The organism is Gordonia sp. C13 (assembly GCF_023218005.1).
Lineage (GTDB): Bacteria > Actinomycetota > Actinomycetes > Mycobacteriales > Mycobacteriaceae > Gordonia > Gordonia namibiensis.
Genome location: NZ_JALPSY010000010.1, coordinates 108,410 through 124,266 on the forward strand (window position 1 = coordinate 108,410; position 15,857 = coordinate 124,266).

12 protein-coding genes are annotated in these 15,857 nt (G+C 68.4%); 6 read left to right on the plus strand and 6 right to left on the minus strand.

Annotated elements, in window-relative coordinates; translation table 11 throughout:
* Positions 1-10 precede the first annotated feature (10 nt).
* Positions 11-1,639: an MFS transporter gene (locus M1L58_RS10820; RefSeq protein WP_248658894.1), complete on the plus strand. Its 1,629-nt coding sequence runs from the start codon at positions 11-13 to the stop codon at positions 1,637-1,639.
* Between the two features lie 7 nt (positions 1,640-1,646).
* Here the strand turns inward: M1L58_RS10820 and M1L58_RS10825 are convergent, their stop codons facing one another.
* Positions 1,647-2,087, minus strand: a complete 441-nt coding sequence (locus M1L58_RS10825; RefSeq protein WP_154884308.1) for an SRPBCC family protein — start codon at positions 2,085-2,087, stop codon at positions 1,647-1,649.
* A gap of 140 nt (positions 2,088-2,227) precedes the next feature.
* Between M1L58_RS10825 and M1L58_RS10830 the strand changes: the two genes are divergently transcribed.
* The 3 genes from M1L58_RS10830 to M1L58_RS10840 all read left to right on the plus strand — a co-directional run bounded on the left by M1L58_RS10830 (position 2,228) and on the right by M1L58_RS10840 (position 7,953).
* A complete protein-coding gene (locus tag M1L58_RS10830; protein WP_248658895.1) occupies positions 2,228-3,601 on the plus strand; it encodes an MFS transporter in 1,374 nt (457 codons plus the stop codon).
* Between the two features lie 16 nt (positions 3,602-3,617).
* Positions 3,618-5,591, plus strand: a complete 1,974-nt coding sequence (ggt, locus tag M1L58_RS10835; RefSeq protein ID WP_248658896.1) for a gamma-glutamyltransferase — start codon at positions 3,618-3,620, stop codon at positions 5,589-5,591.
* 190 nt (positions 5,592-5,781) lie between these two features.
* A complete protein-coding gene (locus M1L58_RS10840; protein ID WP_248658897.1) occupies positions 5,782-7,953 on the plus strand; it encodes a glutamine synthetase III family protein in 2,172 nt (723 codons plus the stop codon).
* 23 nt (positions 7,954-7,976) lie between these two features.
* Here the strand turns inward: M1L58_RS10840 and M1L58_RS10845 are convergent, their stop codons facing one another.
* Positions 7,977-9,584 carry a PucR family transcriptional regulator gene (locus tag M1L58_RS10845; RefSeq protein WP_248658898.1) on the minus strand — a complete coding sequence of 536 codons (1,608 nt, stop codon included), beginning with the start codon at positions 9,582-9,584 and terminating at the stop codon, positions 7,977-7,979.
* 74 nt (positions 9,585-9,658) lie between these two features.
* Here M1L58_RS10845 and pruA point away from each other — a divergent pair, with 74 nt between their 5' ends.
* Positions 9,659-11,311: an L-glutamate gamma-semialdehyde dehydrogenase gene (gene pruA, locus M1L58_RS10850; RefSeq protein WP_248658899.1), complete on the plus strand. Its 1,653-nt coding sequence runs from the start codon at positions 9,659-9,661 to the stop codon at positions 11,309-11,311.
* Entirely contained in the window at positions 11,308-12,258 is a 951-nt protein-coding gene (locus tag M1L58_RS10855) for a proline dehydrogenase family protein (RefSeq protein ID WP_248658900.1), read from the plus strand. The genes pruA and M1L58_RS10855 overlap by 4 nt, the downstream gene beginning before the upstream one ends.
* A gap of 4 nt (positions 12,259-12,262) precedes the next feature.
* Here M1L58_RS10855 and M1L58_RS10860 read toward each other — a convergent pair whose 3' ends face one another.
* The 4 genes from M1L58_RS10860 to M1L58_RS10875 are packed head-to-tail and all read right to left on the minus strand — an operon-like array spanning position 12,263 to position 15,832.
* Positions 12,263-12,811, minus strand: coding sequence for a molybdenum cofactor biosysynthesis protein (locus M1L58_RS10860; RefSeq protein ID WP_248658917.1), 549 nt, complete (start codon positions 12,809-12,811; stop codon positions 12,263-12,265).
* A complete protein-coding gene (locus M1L58_RS10865; RefSeq protein ID WP_248658901.1) occupies positions 12,811-14,415 on the minus strand; it encodes an FAD-dependent oxidoreductase in 1,605 nt (534 codons plus the stop codon). The genes M1L58_RS10860 and M1L58_RS10865 overlap by 1 nt, the downstream gene beginning before the upstream one ends.
* Positions 14,412-15,299 (minus strand): FAD:protein FMN transferase, encoded by an 888-nt coding sequence (locus tag M1L58_RS10870; protein WP_248658902.1) that lies wholly within the window; start codon positions 15,297-15,299, stop codon positions 14,412-14,414. Before M1L58_RS10870 ends, M1L58_RS10865 begins: the two co-directional genes overlap by 4 nt.
* 26 nt (positions 15,300-15,325) lie before the next feature.
* Complete coding sequence (locus M1L58_RS10875) at positions 15,326-15,832, minus strand: FMN-binding protein (protein WP_248658903.1); 507 nt, start codon at positions 15,830-15,832, stop codon at positions 15,326-15,328.
* Positions 15,833-15,857 lie beyond the last annotated feature (25 nt).

Sequence of the window (15,857 nt, forward strand, 5' to 3'; positions counted from 1 at the left end):
GAGTTCCGCGATGCGTTCGTGGTCGGTCATCGTCATCCTCGCGGTCTCCCAGTTCGTGATGGTGCTCGACAGCACCGTCATGAACGTGTCGATCTCGGTCGTGGCAGCCGATCTCGACACCTCGATCACCGGCATGCAGGCCGCGATCACCTTCTACGCCCTCACGATGGCGGCGTTCATGTTGACCGGTGGCAAACTCGGCGACCTCATGGGCCGCGCGCGGGCCTTCAAGATCGGTGCCGTCATCTACGGGATCGGTTCCCTCACGACGGCTTTGAGCCCCAACCTGACCGTCCTCATGCTGGGCTGGTCCCTCGTCGAGGGTCTCGGCGCAGTACTGGTGATACCGGCGATCGCCTCCCTGGCCGCCATCAATTACACCGGAAAGGCCCGGGTCACCGCCTTCTCGGTCCTCGGCGCGGTGACCGGACTCGCCGCCGCCGTCGGCCCGTTGCTCGGCGGTCTGATGACCACCTACGCCTCGTGGCGATACGTCTTCGTCGCCGAGACCGTGGTGATGGTCGTCGTCCTGTTCGCGGCGGGACTCATCCACGACGTCGAGCGCGACCGCGACGTACGAATAGACCCGCTCAGCGTCCTCGCATCCGCCGGCGGCCTGGCCCTCATCGTCTACGGAGTGTTGCAGTCGAAGACCTGGGGATGGTTGAAGCCGCAGCACCCGCCGGAGGTCGGCGGCACCGAGATCGCCCCGCTGGGCGTATCCCCGGTCGCTTATCTGCTGCTGATCGGCGTGGTCGTGCTGTGGCTGTTCGTCGACCGTCAACGCACGCTCGCCCGTACCGACCGGCAACCACTGCTCCGCGTCGAACTGCTGCGGATCCCCGCGCTGCGCAGCGGCCTCGGCGGATTCCTGGCCCAGTACTTCGCGATCGCCGCGCTGTTCTTCGTGGTGCCGGTCTACCTGCAGACGATGCAAGGGCGCGATGCACTGCAGACCGGGGTCAAGATCCTACCGCTATCGGTAGGGCTCGTGCTGTTCTCGATCCTCGGATCCTGGCTCACCGCACGACGCTCCGCCCGCTTCATCGCCCGCGGCGGGCAGATCATCATGGCCCTGGGCGTCCTCTTCGTGATCGCCGCGGTCGGAGTCGACCTGCGAAGTGTGGCCTTTGCCATCGGGATGTTCGTCGTCGGAGCAGGTTTCGGCCTCCTCGCCTCCCAGCTCGGCAACGTCAACATGTCCGCGGTCGAGGAGAAGGACACCTCCGAGGTCGGCGGACTACAGGGCACCTTCCAGAACCTCGGCTCGTCGTTCGGTACGGCGGTCGCCGGTTCGGTGTTCATCCTCCTGCTGTCGTCGGGTTTCCTCTCCACCGTCGGCGACACCGAATCACTGTCCGCCACAGAGCAACAGCAGATCGTCTCCACCGTCGACGACGCCGGGGTGCCCATCATCTCGGCGGATCAGGCACGCACCCTGGTCCTGGACTCCGGCGGCTCGGAGTCCGCCGCGCAGGCCGTGTCGGAGGCCTACGCCGACGCGCAGGTCGCCGCGATCCAGCAGGCCCTGTTCATCGTGTTCGTGCTGCTCGTGCTGGCGCTGCTCTTCTCGAGGAACCTGCCGAATCGGGTCGTCGCGCACGGCGACGACACCGCCGACGGGGTCACCGGGACGTGAGACGTGCTCAGCCCCCGGCGACCACGTTCTTCGCGATGGTGGCCTCCGTGTGCTTGATGGCCTGGGCGGCGAACGGCCCGACGATGCCACCGAGCACTCGACCCGCGATGCCGCCGGGCAGGGTGTAGCTGAACTCCACCTGCAGTTCGGTGCCCTTGTTCGCGTCGAGGAACCGCCAGGTGGTGTCGGCCTGGAAACCCTCGATCGCCTTGAGTTCGATCAGTTCGTCGACGACGTACCGGGTGCATTCCACGACCGACTTGAGCTTCTTCGGACCGACGTCGATCGTCAGCTCGAAGACGGAGCCCAGACCCTGGGTCTGCTCGGTCCGCGGCTCGAAGCGGGTCACCCCCATCAGGTACTCGGGAACGTTCTGGTACCCGTCGACATACTGGAAGACCTTGTCCCGAGGCGCATCGACCACTGCCTGATGACGTACCACTCCCACGCTCTACCCCGTTCTCGCGTGCCCGGCCCGGTGTGGCCGTGCTGTTCCCGATCGACACTATGCGGTCGGTACCGCTTCCGGGCGCGGGACACGGCCCACCGATTTGACCCCCGTCGCCGGGTCCGATATTCCTTCAGACGGTGTCGACGTCAACGGGCGGATGGTCCGAACTCCTCGCCCGTGAACACCGCGCCGCGGTGTCGGTCTTCGCCGGCGGCATCCTCGTCTTCGCCATCAACACCTTCCTCACCTCGGCCTCGCTGCCCAGCACCGTCGCCGACATCGGCGGCGAACAGTTCTACGCCTGGGTCGTCACGGTCTTCCTGATCGCCTCCGTCGTGGCGTCGATGTTGGTGACGCGCGCGCTGGCCCAGTTCGGCGCCCGGGGCGCCTATCTGATCGGGTTCTCCGCGTTCGCCGCGGGCTCACTGGTCTGCGCGCTCACCCCGACCATGCCGATCCTGTTGATCGGCAGGCTGATCCAGGGACTCGGCGGCGGACTTCTCACCGGCCTGGCGTTCGCGGTCGTGCAGATCGCCCTGCCGCAGCGCATCTGGGGCCGGGCCGTGGCGATGATCTCGGCGATGTGGGGTGTCGGCAACATCGTGGGTCCGGCGATCGGCGGCATGTTCGCCGAGGTCGGATTGTGGCGGGGCTCCTTCTGGTTCCTGACCGTCGTCACGCTGGCCATCGCCGCGGTGGCCGCCCGGGTGCTGCCGCGCGGTCGCGGCTCCGGCGACCGGCACCCGTTGCCATGGGCATCGCTAACAGCGGTGACCGTCGCAGCCGGCGCGGTCTCGGTGGCCGCGATCTCCGGTTCGACGACGGCGGTCGTGGTTCTCGGCGGTGTCGCGTTGCTCGCCCTGCTCGGGTTCGTGGCCGTCGATCGACGCGGTGACACCGGCCTGCTCCCCCGTCTCACCTATTCGGTGGGCAATCCCCTCAAGTGGATCTACCTCTCGATCGCGGTGTTGGCGGCCGGGTCGACCGCCGAGGCCTTCCTCCCGTTGTTCGGCCAGCAGGTCGGCGGGCTGTCACCTTTCACCGCGGGTCTTCTGCCGGCCGCGCTGTCGACCGGGTGGACGGTCGCGCAGATAGCCAGCAGCACGTGGGCCCACGGCCGCTCGGCATCGGCCGCCCGCGTCGCGGGGCCGGCATTCCTCGCCGCGGGCCTGGCCGGTTACGGCCTCCTCCAGTCCTCGACCGCACCGATCGCGATCGCCGGCTGGTATGTCTGCCTCGTCGTCGCCGGCATGGGCATCGGCATGGCCTTCCCGCACATCGCGACCGCCGCCATGGGCATCACCGACGACCAGGCCGAAGCCGCGCGCGCATCGGCGGGCATCAACTCCGTGCAGATGGTCGCCAACACCGTCGGGTCGGCTGCGGCCGGTCTGCTCGTCAGCTTCGGCGCCGACGCGGTCGGGTCGGCACGACTGCTCTCGTTCGGTTTCGCCTGGCTCGCGGTGGTCGGGGTAGGCATCGCCGTTCGGTCGGTCCGCCCTGCGCGGTGACCGTACGCTGAGGTCCATGAGACGCCGTCGGGGAAGTCATCATCTCGGATCCCGCGGCCTCCGGCTGACGGTGGTCGCGGTCGCTGCCACGCTGGTCGTCGCCTCGTGCGGGTCCGACGCCGACGAACCGTCCGCCGCGCCGGTCACCTGCGCGGAGATCCCGAACGGCGAGCTCATCGACGCCCAGGAGGTCTCGGCCGCCCCCACCGACATCGCGACCCGACCCGAGATCGCTTCGGGTTACCGCAGCGGGATGAAGCCGGTCCGGACCGGGACCTACGCCGCGGCGACGGCCAATCCGCTGGCCACTCGCGCGGCCTGCGAGGTGTTGCGCGACGGTGGCACCGCGGCCGATGCCCTGGTGGCCGCGCAGATGGTGCTCGGGCTCGTCGAACCGCAGTCGTCGGGTATCGGCGGCGGCGCCTTCGCCCTCTACTACGACGCGGCGTCGAACACGGTGCGCGCCTTCGACGGCCGCGAGACGGCACCCGCGGCCGCCACCGAGACCTACCTGACGCAGATCTCCCCGACCGACCCGGCGCCGCCCGTACCGAGTGCCCGCGCGTCGGGACGATCGATCGGCGTCCCCGGCGTGCTGCGGATGCTCGACATGGTCCACGGCGAGTACGGCAAGCAGGCCTGGCGCGACCTGTTCGAGCCGGCGATCACCCTGGCGGACAGCGGTTTCGAGATCAGCCCACGACTGGCCGGGGCGATCGCCGCCTCCGCACCGGAGCTGAAGGCCGACGAGGAGGCCCGCACCTACTTCCTGACCGGCGAGGGCACGGCGAAGCCCGCGGGCACCGACCTGGTCAACCCGGCGTACGCCAAAACTCTTGGCGTTCTGGCCGCCGACGGCGCCGACGCGATGTACGACGGCCCGCTCGCCCGGGCGATCGTCGCCGAAGCGGGCAGCACCGCCGGCGGTATGACGCCGAGCCTGATGACCGTCGACGACCTGCGCGACTACCGGGCGATCGCCCGCGAACCCATCGTGACGGAGTACCGCGGCCGCCAGATCGTCGCCATGCCCGGACCGTCGTCGGGCGGCATCGCCGTCGCCTCCACGCTGGGCATCCTGGAGAACTTCGACCTGCCGACGATGGGCCCCACGGAGCTCGATGCAGACGGTGGCAGGCCGAATCCCGCTGCGGTGCACCTGATCACCGAGGCCGAGCGACTCGCCTACGCCGACCGCGACACGTACGTCGCCGACCCCGATTTCGTTCCGCTGCCCGGGCGCGGCGTCGAGACCATGCTCGATCCCGCCTATCTGAAGGAGCGGGCCGGGCTGATCGAACCCGACTCCTCCCTGGGTGAGGCACCGGCCGGGGACCTCGGGCCGGTCCCGCTCGGTTCGCATCCGGGGACCGAACACGGCACCAGCCACATCACCGTCGCCGACCGCTACGGCAACGTCGCATCGATGACGACGACCATCGAATCGGCGTTCGGCAGCTACCACATGGTCGACGGCTTCCTGCTCAACAATCAGCTCACCGATTTCTCCGCCGAACCGCGCGACGACGACGGCGCACTGCTCGCGAACCGGGTGTCGCCCGGCAAGCGTCCGCGCTCGTCGATGGCGCCGACCCTGGTGATGCAGCCCGGAACCGACGGCGCCCCCGCGCAGGTGGTCGCCGCGCTGGGTTCCCCGGGCGGATCGGTCATCATCCAGTTCGTCGTCAAGACGCTCGTCGGAATGCTCGATTGGGGCCTGAACCCGCAGCAGGCGGTGTCGATGATCGACTTCGGCTCCGCCAACACCCCGACGTCGAACGTCGGCGGCGAACATCCCCTGGTCGACATCACCGACGACGGCGCGAACGACCCCCTCGTACGGGGTCTCCGCGAACGCGGCGAAGAGGTGTCCGTCGACGAACAGTCCAGCGGACTCAGCGCGATCATGCGCCACGACTCCGGATGGATCGGCGGCGCCGACCCGCGCCGTGAGGGTGCCGTGATGGGCGACGACGCCACGCTGCGGTGAACCGCTGACCTCGGGGAGCGGGATCATCCGAACGGACGAATCCGCTCTGCGCCATCAGTTTTCCTCAGCGTCACACGGGGGCAACGGGGCGCATACACCCAGCTCATAGCGTCGACTCGCTCGCAATCGCGAACCCAGCGACTTCGTCGTGCCGACCTGATGGTGTCGACGAGAAACACCAGGAGTAACCATGAGTGGCAGCATGTCCCGCCGTCAGGCCATCGAGGCCGTGACGACCTACGAGGTGTCGGCACCCGGATTCACCGAGCCGTTGGCAGACACCTTCGGACGCAACGTGTTCAGCTTGTCGGTCATGAAGAAGCGCCTGCCGAAGCACGTCTTCAAGGCGGTCGCGGCGACCATCGACACCGGCTGTCCGCTGGACCCGACCCTCGCCGACTACGTCGCGGTCGCGATGAAGGACTGGGCCATCGAGAAGGGCGCAACGCACTACGCGCACGTCTTCTACCCGCTCACGGGTTTCACCGCGGAGAAGCACGACTCGTTCCTCGAACCCGATTCGAGCGGTGCATCGCTGGCCGAGTTCGCGGGCAAGACCCTGCTGCAGGGTGAGCCCGACGCGTCGAGCTTCCCCAACGGCGGTCTGCGCGGCACCTTCGAGGCGCGCGGCTACACCGGCTGGGACGTGACGAGCCCCGCCTACATCCTGGAGAACCCGAACGGCAACACCCTGTGCATCCCCACGATCTTCATCTCGTGGACCGGTGAGGCGCTGGACAAGAAGACCCCGCTCCTGCGCAGCCAGCAGGCCATGAGCAAGCAGGCGATGCGCCTGCTGAAGCTCTTCGGCCACGAGGACGTCGACACCGTCGTCTCCTACGCCGGCGCCGAGCAGGAGTACTTCCTGATCGACGAGCACTTCTTCTACGCCCGCCCCGACCTGATGACCTCCAACCGCACCCTGTTCGGCGCCCCGCCGTCGAAGGGTCAGGAATTCGACGACCACTACTTCGGCGCCATCCCCGAACGTGTGCTGTCGTTCATGATCGAACTCGACCGCGAGCTGTTCAAGCAGGGCATCCCGGCCAAGACCCGCCACAACGAGGTCGCCCCCGGCCAGTTCGAGATCGCGCCGGTCTTCGAGCGCTCGGTGTTGGCCCACGATCACCAGCAGCTGATGATGACCACCATGAAGGCGGTCGCCGAGAAGTACGGGATGAAGTGCCTGCTGCACGAGAAGCCGTTCTCCGGCGTCAACGGCTCGGGCAAGCACGTCAACTTCTCGCTCGGCAACGCCAATCAGGGCAACCTGCTCAACCCGGGCGACACCCCGCACGAGAACATGCAGTTCCTCACCTTCTGCGGTGCGATCATCCGCGCCGTCCACCTCTATGGCGGCCTGCTGCGTGCCGCCGTCGCATCGGCGTCGAACGATCATCGTCTGGGCGCGAACGAGGCTCCGCCGGCGATCATCTCGATCTTCCTCGGCGAGCAGTTGATGGACGTCTTCGAGCAGATCGCCAAGGGCGGCGCCACCGGCTCCAAGGCGGCCGGCGTCCTCGAACTCGGCGTCGACACCCTGCCGCCGCTGAAGGCCGATCCGGGCGACCGCAACCGCACCAGCCCGTTCGCGTTCACCGGGAACCGATTCGAGTACCGCGCACCGGGTTCCAATCAGTCGATCTCCGATCCGATGGTCGCGATCAACACCATCCTGGCCGATTCCATCGACCACATCTCCACCGAGCTGGAGAAGCTCCTCGCCGACGGCGCCGACCTCAACGACGCCGTCCAGAAGGTGCTGCAGGAGATCATCAACGCCCACGGTGCGGTGATCTTCAACGGCAACGGATACTCCGACCAGTGGCAGGAGGAAGCCGCCGCCCGCGGCCTGAAGAACCTGCGCACCACCGTCGACGCCGTCACCGAGTACACCTCGGACGACGTCATCGAGATCTTCGAGAAGTACGGGGTGCTGTCGGCCCGCGAGCTCGAGGCCCGCGAGGACGTCATCTTCGAGTACTACGCCCTCACCATCCTCGTCGAGGCCAAGGAGACCGCAGAGATCGCGAAGACGATGATCATGCCCGCCGCGATCCGCTACCAGGGCGAACTGGCCGGCACCGCGGCGTCGTTGAAGATGGCCGGGATCGAGGCTCCTACACCGCTTCTGGTCGAGCTCACCGAGTTGATCGGCAAGCTGCAGGTCGCCATCGTCACTCTCGACGAGGGTATCGCCGGGATGCATGGGGACAGCACCTACGAGGAGTCGAAGTACGCACTCGAGACCCTGATCCCGGCGACCGCCGCGGTGCGCGAGGTCGCGGACACGCTCGAGAGCATCGTCGCCGACGACCTCTGGCCGCTGCCCACCTACAACGAGATGCTCACGATTCTCTGACGTCTCGCGGGTGGTCACCCGAGCTACCGCACCCGCAACGACAACGCCACGACGAGCCGGGTCGCGGGGTCTTCGAGGTCCATCCCGGTGAGGGTCTCGATCCGACGGATGCGGTAGCGCAACGTGTTCGGGTGGACGTGCAGGTCGTTGGCGGCCGACCGGACGTCACCGAAACGGTCGAGGTAGGCGCGCAGTGAGACGGTGAAATCGCTGCCGGTGCGTGCGTCGAGGTCGGCGAGTTCGGACACCCGCGGGTCGACGAGGTCGGGGTTCTCGGCGAGCAGCGCGACGATCTCGCCGAGAAGCACGCCGGTGCGCGAGCCGGCGACGGTGGTGACGTCGTCGATCAGTTCGCCCTCGAGCGATGCCGCGTCGAGCACGCGGTCGATCTGGGCGCGCAGCTCCGGTACCGCGGCGAGGTTTCGGGGTCCGGCGACCACGGCGCGGATCCGCATCCCGAACTGCCGATCCGTGGCATCGACGGACACCCGTGCCCACTCCACCGCGGCGTCGTCGGTCACCCCGGGCAGCACCACGTAGGCGCGGTCGCCGATGGTCGCGGTCACCGACAGCGGACTGAACGCGCTGGCGTGCAGCGTGAGCGCGGAGATACGAGTGGCGTTCTCCGCCAACGGGACCGGGGCATCGTCGGCCGAACCGGTCGTCGCGAACCCGACGAGAACCACCGCGACGGCCGGGTCGATGCCGAGCTGGGCGGCGAGCGCGTCGACGTCGACGATGTCGCCGCGTGCACCGAGGAGCCGACGCACCAGTTCGTCGTGTTCCGTCCCCGCGGATCGACGACGGGCGATCACCCGGGCAGCCACCGCGGCCGCACCGATGAGCACCTCGTCGGTGTCGTCGGCGAACGGTCCGGCCCCACGCTGCAACCAGACGACCCCCAGGAACTCGGCCGTGCCCGGGGCGCGGATCGCGACCGCGCGGCGTTCCCGAAGCCCGAGGTCGGTGCGCGCGTCGACCGCGACCACCCGCGCCGACGTGCGCACCGCGTCCATCACACCCCACTGCCGGAGCCAGGCAAGCATCTCCGGCGGGCCCTCACGACCGAGGATCGACAACCGCCGTAACTCGTCGGCCTCGTCGCCGGCCGTGCTGTAGGCCAGCACATGCGACCGCTCGTCCTCGATGCTGACCAGCCCGCCAGTGCGACGGGCCACCTCGGCTGCGAGTTCGAAGAGATCGCCGGTGGCGCCCGACTCCATCGACTCGCCGCCGTCCGGCGAACGCCGCGCGGTGTCGAGGACGCGCGACACCAGGTTGTAGATGCGTTCCCACCGCGCGTGCGGGTCGATGGCGACGACCGCGATGCCGAGCCGATCGGCGAGGTCGGTGAGGGTCGCCGGCGCCGTCTTGCTCAAGACCGCGACAGGGCGATGGACACCGAGGCCGGCCAGGAGTTCGGTGGCGACATCGTCAGGCAGGCCCACGAGCAAGAACACGTCGGCCGACCGTGCCGCGCGACCGAGGCCGAAGTGGACGTCGTCGATGTCGATCATCGCCAGGCTTCGCACCGGCACGTCGAGTCCCTGCGGCGCGGTGATTAGGGTCGCCACCGTCCGATCGAGGGCCAGGATGAGCCGCCCGAGCGCTACACCCGGCGATTTGTCCATACGGACAAGGCTAAGTCCGATCGGTTTGCCGATCGGCCATATCGCCGGAACGCCCTCCGCAGTGAACTGACGTCATGGACGCCATCACCACTCCCCCTCGACCGGCCAACGAGCCGGTGCACACCTACGCCCCGGGCACTCCCGAGCGCACCCGGATCATCAGCGAACTCACCCGCCAGTCCGGTGCGGGCCGACGCGAATTGCCACACATCATCGGCGGACGCCTGCATCTCGGCCACGGCGAACAGATCGACGTCGTGCAGCCGCACGCGCACCGCGAGGTTCTCGGCTTCCTCACCAACGCCACGCACGACGACGCCCGCGCCGCCGTCGACGCCGCGATGGACGCGAAGGAGGACTGGGCCCACACGAGCTTCGACGACCGAGCCGCGGTGATCCTGCGCGCAGCCGAACTGCTGTCGGGTCCGTGGCGGGAACGGGTCGCCGCCGCCACGATGCTCGGCCAGTCGAAGTCGGTGCAGCAGGCCGAGATCGACGCACCCTGCGAACTCGTCGACTTCTGGAGGTTCAACGTCGCCTTCGCCCGCGAGATCCTCGCCGAACAGCCGGTGTCCTCGCCCGGGGTCTGGAACCGGCTCGATCACCGTCCGCTCGACGGATTCGTCTACGCGGTTACCCCGTTCAACTTCACCGCCATCGCCGCGAACCTGCCGACCGCGCCGATGCTGATGGGCAACACCGTGGTGTGGAAGCCCTCGCCCACACAGGCATACGCGGCCCAGTACACGATGGCCCTGCTCGAGGCCGCCGGCCTGCCGCCCGGGGTGATCAACCTCGTCCACGGCGACGGACGTGCCGTGTCGGATGTCGTTCTCGCGGACGAGAACCTGGCCGGCATCCACTTCACCGGGTCGACGCGGACGTTCCAGCACCTCTGGCGCGAGGTCGGCAACAACATCGAGAAGTACCGCAACTACCCGCGACTGGTCGGCGAGACCGGCGGCAAGGACTTCATCGTCGCGCATTCGTCCGCCGAACCGCACGCCCTCCGGACGGCGTTGATCCGCGGCGCCTTCGAATACCAGGGCCAGAAGTGTTCGGCCGCATCGCGCGCCTACATCGCCCGGTCCGTGTGGGACAAGATGGGCGACGACTTCCTCAGCGAGGCCGCCGAACTCAGCTACGGCGATGTGCGCGATCTGTCGAACTTCGGCGGCGCCCTCATCGACCGTCGTGCCTTCGACAAGAACGTCGTGGCGCTGCGCCGCGCCAAGTCTGCCCCATCGCTCACGGTCGCCGTCGGCGGTCAGGTCGACGACACGGTCGGATACTTCGTGCGCCCCACCGTGTTGCTGTCCGACGACCCACGGGACGAGGCGTTCTCCACGGAGTACTTCGGCCCGATCCTCGCGGTGTACGTCTACGACGACGCCGACTACGAGACGGTTCTCGACCTGGTCGACACCACGGCGAAGTATGCGCTCACCGGAGCGGTCATGGCGACCGATGTGGCCGCGGTCGCCCTCGCATCGGACCGGCTCCGCAACGCGGCCGGCAACTTCTACATCAACGACAAGCCGACCGGCGCCGTCGTCGGCCAGCAGCCGTTCGGCGGCGGTCGGGCGTCGGGCACCAATGACAAGGCGGGGTCGAAGCAGAACCTGTTGCGCTGGACGTCGACCCGCACCATCAAGGAGACGTTCAACCCGCCGACGACGTCCCGGTATCCGCACATGAGCACCGACTTCACGGGGGTCACCAGTTGAGCACGGTCTTCGACACCCTGTTGCGCCCGACGATCACCGCCGCGGCGCGCAGCGAACGGATCAAACAGATCTCGCAGCGCTGGTCGGTCACCGAGAAGGTCGTGCGACGGTTCGTGCCCGGTGAAACGCTCGACGACGTCCTCGCCGCCATCCGACGCGAGCTCGACGACGGACTGGCCGTGACGATCGACTTCCTCGGCGAGGCCACCACCGAGGAGTCCCAGGCCGATGCCACCGTCGCCGCATATGTGTCTCTGCTGGAAATGATGCGGGGCCTGGGTACGGCGCCCCCGGGTGCACTCGAGGTGTCACTGAAACTCACTGCGCTGGGTCAGCGTCTCCCGGAACACGGCGCCAAGATCGCCGAGGAGAACGCCCGAACCATCGCCGCGGCAGCGCATCGGGCCGGTGCACTGGTCACCATCGACGCCGAGGATCACACAACCGTCGACGAGCGTCTGGCCATCGTGCGCTCGCTGAGACGGGACTTCCCCGACGTCGGGACCGTGCTGCAGGCGTATCTCCGGCGCACCGAGGACGACTGCGCCGAGTTCGCAGCTTCGGGCGCCCGAATCCGGTTGTGCAAGGGCGCCTATGCCGAACCACCCGCGATCGCCTACCCCGACCGTCGTCAGATCGACGAGGCCTACCTGCGCTGCCTGCGAATCCTGATGAAGGGCAACGGTTATCCTATGGTCGCCAGCCACGACCCGACGATGATCGAAGCGGCGACGATCCTCGCGGCCGAGTTCGACCGCGCCCCCGACAGCTGGGAACACCAGATGCTCTACGGCATCCGCACCGACGAGCAGCGACGCCTCGTCGGGTCGGGAGCCCGCGTGCGCGTGTACATCCCGTACGGCACCGAATGGTACGGCTACTTCGTCCGACGCCTCGCCGAGAAACCGGCCAACCTCGGGTTCTTCCTGCGGGCGTTGGCGGGGTAGCGCGTCACAAAGGCTGGGCCCGCTTCACCTGGTCGGCGGCTCGGGTGGCGTCGAGTTCGACGTCGGTGATGATCGTGGCGGGACCGAGGTCCAGGGTCCCCGACGTCAACGGCTGGGCACGCAATCCGCCGCGACCGATGAGAGCTTTGCGCACGCCCTCTCCGGCGACGGTGTCCATCCACGAACACGGGTGCGCCGGACGCCCGCCGCGGAAGCGAATGGGCCCGGAACCGGTGTCGAGCTCGAACTCCCGGCCGCGCAGCGGATCGAGTTCGATGCCGCGGACGACGACGTTGCGTCGGGCGAGTACGGGATCGGCATTCCCGGCGTCGGCCGTCCAGGCCTCGATCGCCAGGAAGGTCACCGCCGCCTCGGTGTGGGCCTTCACGCCGAAGAATCGGTCGCCGCGAATCCCCTTGTCGGCGACGATCTCCACCGAGTCGGGAGTGAGGGTCTCGACCTCGTCGGCGGGACCGTCCTTGGGCCGCCCGAAGTATGCGTGCTTCGGGGACACCACGAAGGTGAGGATCTCGCAGGGGTACTCGAAGCCCATCAGTAACCGGTGAACGAGTCGGTGTGGATGCGCCACGGGCGCAATCTCGTTGCCGGGTCGAGGTGCCGGATCGTCGACGACGTGCGTTCGACGAATGCCGGTGGGCCCGAGACGTAGTAGTGCGCACCGTCGCTGTCCGCGCCGTCGATGTTCGCACCGACGAGCTCGGCCAGTCGGTCGGCATCGTCCACGCCGTCGGCGAGTTCAGGTGCGACCACCGTCATGACGCGCGCCCCCTTCGACCCTGCGTTCTCCAGCACGTCGCCGTAGACCGCCCGTCCCGGTTCGCGGAGTACATGCACCACGGTCAGGCCCGACAGATCGCCGGACAGCGAACGCATCATCGAGACGAACGGCGTGATCCCGACACCCGACGCGAGGAGCACGACCCTACCCTTGCCCGGGAACGCCCGCGGCAGGACGAAGTCGCCGCCGATCTCGTCGACCCAGGTCCGCCGGGCACGGCCGTCGATGAGCGCGGCCTTGAACGACGACGGCTCCCCCGCGACCGTGAAACCGAACTCGACCGGCACCTCCTTCGGCGCGGACACGAACGAGAAGACCCGCCGCGAGCCGGCCCACACCGGCGCCGACCACCGCGGCACACTCACACTCGACCACTGCCCCGCCCGGAACGACGGTGCGCCACCCGCGGGTTCGCCGCGCAGCGCATAGGTGCGGTCCGCCAACGGCGTCGTCTCGACGTCGAGCCGCACCCGGCGCGCAGTGCGCGTCGCCAGGCGCACGGCAAAGGCGTAGAGGCTGCCGACGAGCAACGCGACCTCCGGCACGAACGCCAGGGTGTACGAGTCGGTCACCTCGACCGTGTACTGGCAGTGCATCAGCACCCCGACCAGGGCCGTGTAGATCAGCCGATGCGGCTGTCGCGCCGGAGAGGTCAACGGTTCGGGCAGCATGATGGCCGCGACGAACAGCATCGGGGAGGACACGATCCACGTCGACAGATCCTGGCCGCCGCGAACCAGTTCGACCACCCCGATCGTCACCAGCGACGCGACGACGAACACCGCCACGAGGAGCCACTCGCGGATCAGGGTGACCACGGCCGCGCCGATGACGATCATCGGGATCAGCAGCGGCTCGGCCGCCACCCACCAGAACGGGAAACTCAGTCCCTCGACGCCGGCGTAGGCCAACGCGTAGCAGCCGACGGCACCGGCGACGGCCGGGTTCAGGATCAGCCGACGCCGCCAGGCCAGAACATATTTCGACGCCGCCGCGATCGCCGCCGCCGTTGCAATGGTCGCCATCGCGGTGTCCTCCGACCCGCCCGGTACCACGAAGAACAGGATCAGCCCGGTGATGAGCCAGGAGTCGGAGTTCGGCGGTACCCGCAAGATCGCAGCGAACAGATAGGTGGCCGCGCCGCTCACCCCGACCGCCACCAGCAGCCACGCCGCGAGTTCGTCGGGTCCGTAACCGAAATCGGCGTCGACCGCGGACACCACGAAGGCCGCGACTGCGAGCAGGACCAGCCCGCACAACACCGCCCGGTAAGGGGTGAGGTGTCGCCGCGCGGCATCGAACGGGGCGAGAAGCCGCGGGAGAACCGAGGTGGATCTCGTCGAAACCGCCGTCGTCACAGGAACAACTCCAATCCGGGGATCGCCGTGTGCTCGACACTCCCGTTGCGTCGGATGGTCACATGATGGAAGCCCTCGGCGTGATGGTCGAAGTCGCCGCGCAGGAATGCGGCCGGGGTGAAGAACAGCGCGGTCGCCAACCCGTCGGCCTCCATCGCCGACGGCGCGATCACCCACGTCGCCAGCACTTCCCACGCCGGCGAGGCGGTACGCGGGTCGACGATGTGATGCCAGTCCGCCCACACCCGGCGGTTGCTCGCCGACGCACAGATCGCCCCGGCGTCGAGGGTCACCACACCGATCGCCTTGTTCGGGTCCATCGGATGTTCCAGCGCCACCCGCAACGGGCGGGTCCGGGGAGAGACGACCATGTCACCGCCGGCGTCGACGACGAAGTCTTCGGTGGCCTGCGCGACGATCGTCGCCACCCGGTCGACCGCGAAACCCTTTCCCGCCGCGCCGACATCGAGCAGCGCGGGTCGGCGCAGTTCCAGCGCGGCGTCGTGCCCGGAGATCACCTCATCCCACGCCGGGACCGCGGACACCGAAGCCGCGGGCCGCAGTGTGTACTCCGCGTCGTACCCGGCATCGGCGAGCGTCTGCCCGACCAGCGGCGTGACCGCACCACGGGTCAGCCGGTACAGCCTTCGATACCAGTCGACGAGCGGCTGATCCGAGTCCGCGATCGGGTAGCGGCCTGCCGCCCGGGCCATGTCGGCGACCGTCGAGTCGTCGCGAAATCTGGACCACGCCAGGTCGATCCGATCGATCTCGGCGCGCACCGCGCCGACGACATCGGCGGACAGCGGCGCCGGTGTCGTGACCGTCCACCGGGTGCCGATCGCGTCGAACACCCAGTCATGAACGGCCGCAGGGGAATCCATGCCAGGAGAGGTCAAACCGGTCGGCCTCAGTTGATGGCTTCCTGTTTGATCTTCTCGATCGCCTCGTTGAAACCGCCCGAGGTCAGCGACGATCCGGAGACCTTGTCGACGTCGATGTCGTTGATGTTCTTGCCCACGACCACATCCGAGATCCCACCGGCGAACTTGCCCTGGTACTCCACCGACGGGCCCTTGGTCTGGCTCGTGTCGACCGACACCGCAGTGATGACGTCGTTCGACAGCGTGACGGTGACGCCGACCTTCTGGGGTCCGCCGGGCGAGATGTATCCGCCTTCCGCGGTGTACTCGCCGTCCTTGTACTGCTCGCCCGTCGCGCCCTCGGCCACCGTCGCGGTGGAGGTGTCGGCAGTGGTCGTGCTTCCGGAGCCGGAGTCGTCGGAGGAACAGGCCCCGGCGACGAGACCGACGGCGGCCATCGCCGCGACGACGCCGCCGGTGCGCAACAGAACCGACGAACGGCCCGACCCGGACAGCTCGGGATCAGACGGGACAGGGCTCGAAGTGGAGGTCATCGGCCCATTGTCCCTGATCGCCCGA

What these genes read in the sequence shown, in the direction of transcription:
- M1L58_RS10820 (WP_248658894.1), top strand. Translation starts at nt 11, where the DNA reads ATGCGTTCGTGGTCGGTCATCGTCATCCTCGCGGTCTCCCAGTTCGTG.
- ggt (WP_248658896.1), top strand. Translation starts at nt 3,618, where the DNA reads ATGAGACGCCGTCGGGGAAGTCATCATCTCGGATCCCGCGGCCTCCGG.
- M1L58_RS10840 (WP_248658897.1), top strand. Translation starts at nt 5,782, where the DNA reads ATGAGTGGCAGCATGTCCCGCCGTCAGGCCATCGAGGCCGTGACGACC.
- M1L58_RS10845 (WP_248658898.1), bottom strand. Translation starts at nt 9,584, where the DNA reads ATGGACAAATCGCCGGGTGTAGCGCTCGGGCGGCTCATCCTGGCCCTC.
- pruA (WP_248658899.1), top strand. Translation starts at nt 9,659, where the DNA reads ATGGACGCCATCACCACTCCCCCTCGACCGGCCAACGAGCCGGTGCAC.
- M1L58_RS10860 (WP_248658917.1), bottom strand. Translation starts at nt 12,811, where the DNA reads ATGGGCTTCGAGTACCCCTGCGAGATCCTCACCTTCGTGGTGTCCCCG.
- M1L58_RS10870 (WP_248658902.1), bottom strand. Translation starts at nt 15,299, where the DNA reads ATGGATTCCCCTGCGGCCGTTCATGACTGGGTGTTCGACGCGATCGGC.
- M1L58_RS10875 (WP_248658903.1), bottom strand. Translation starts at nt 15,832, where the DNA reads ATGACCTCCACTTCGAGCCCTGTCCCGTCTGATCCCGAGCTGTCCGGG.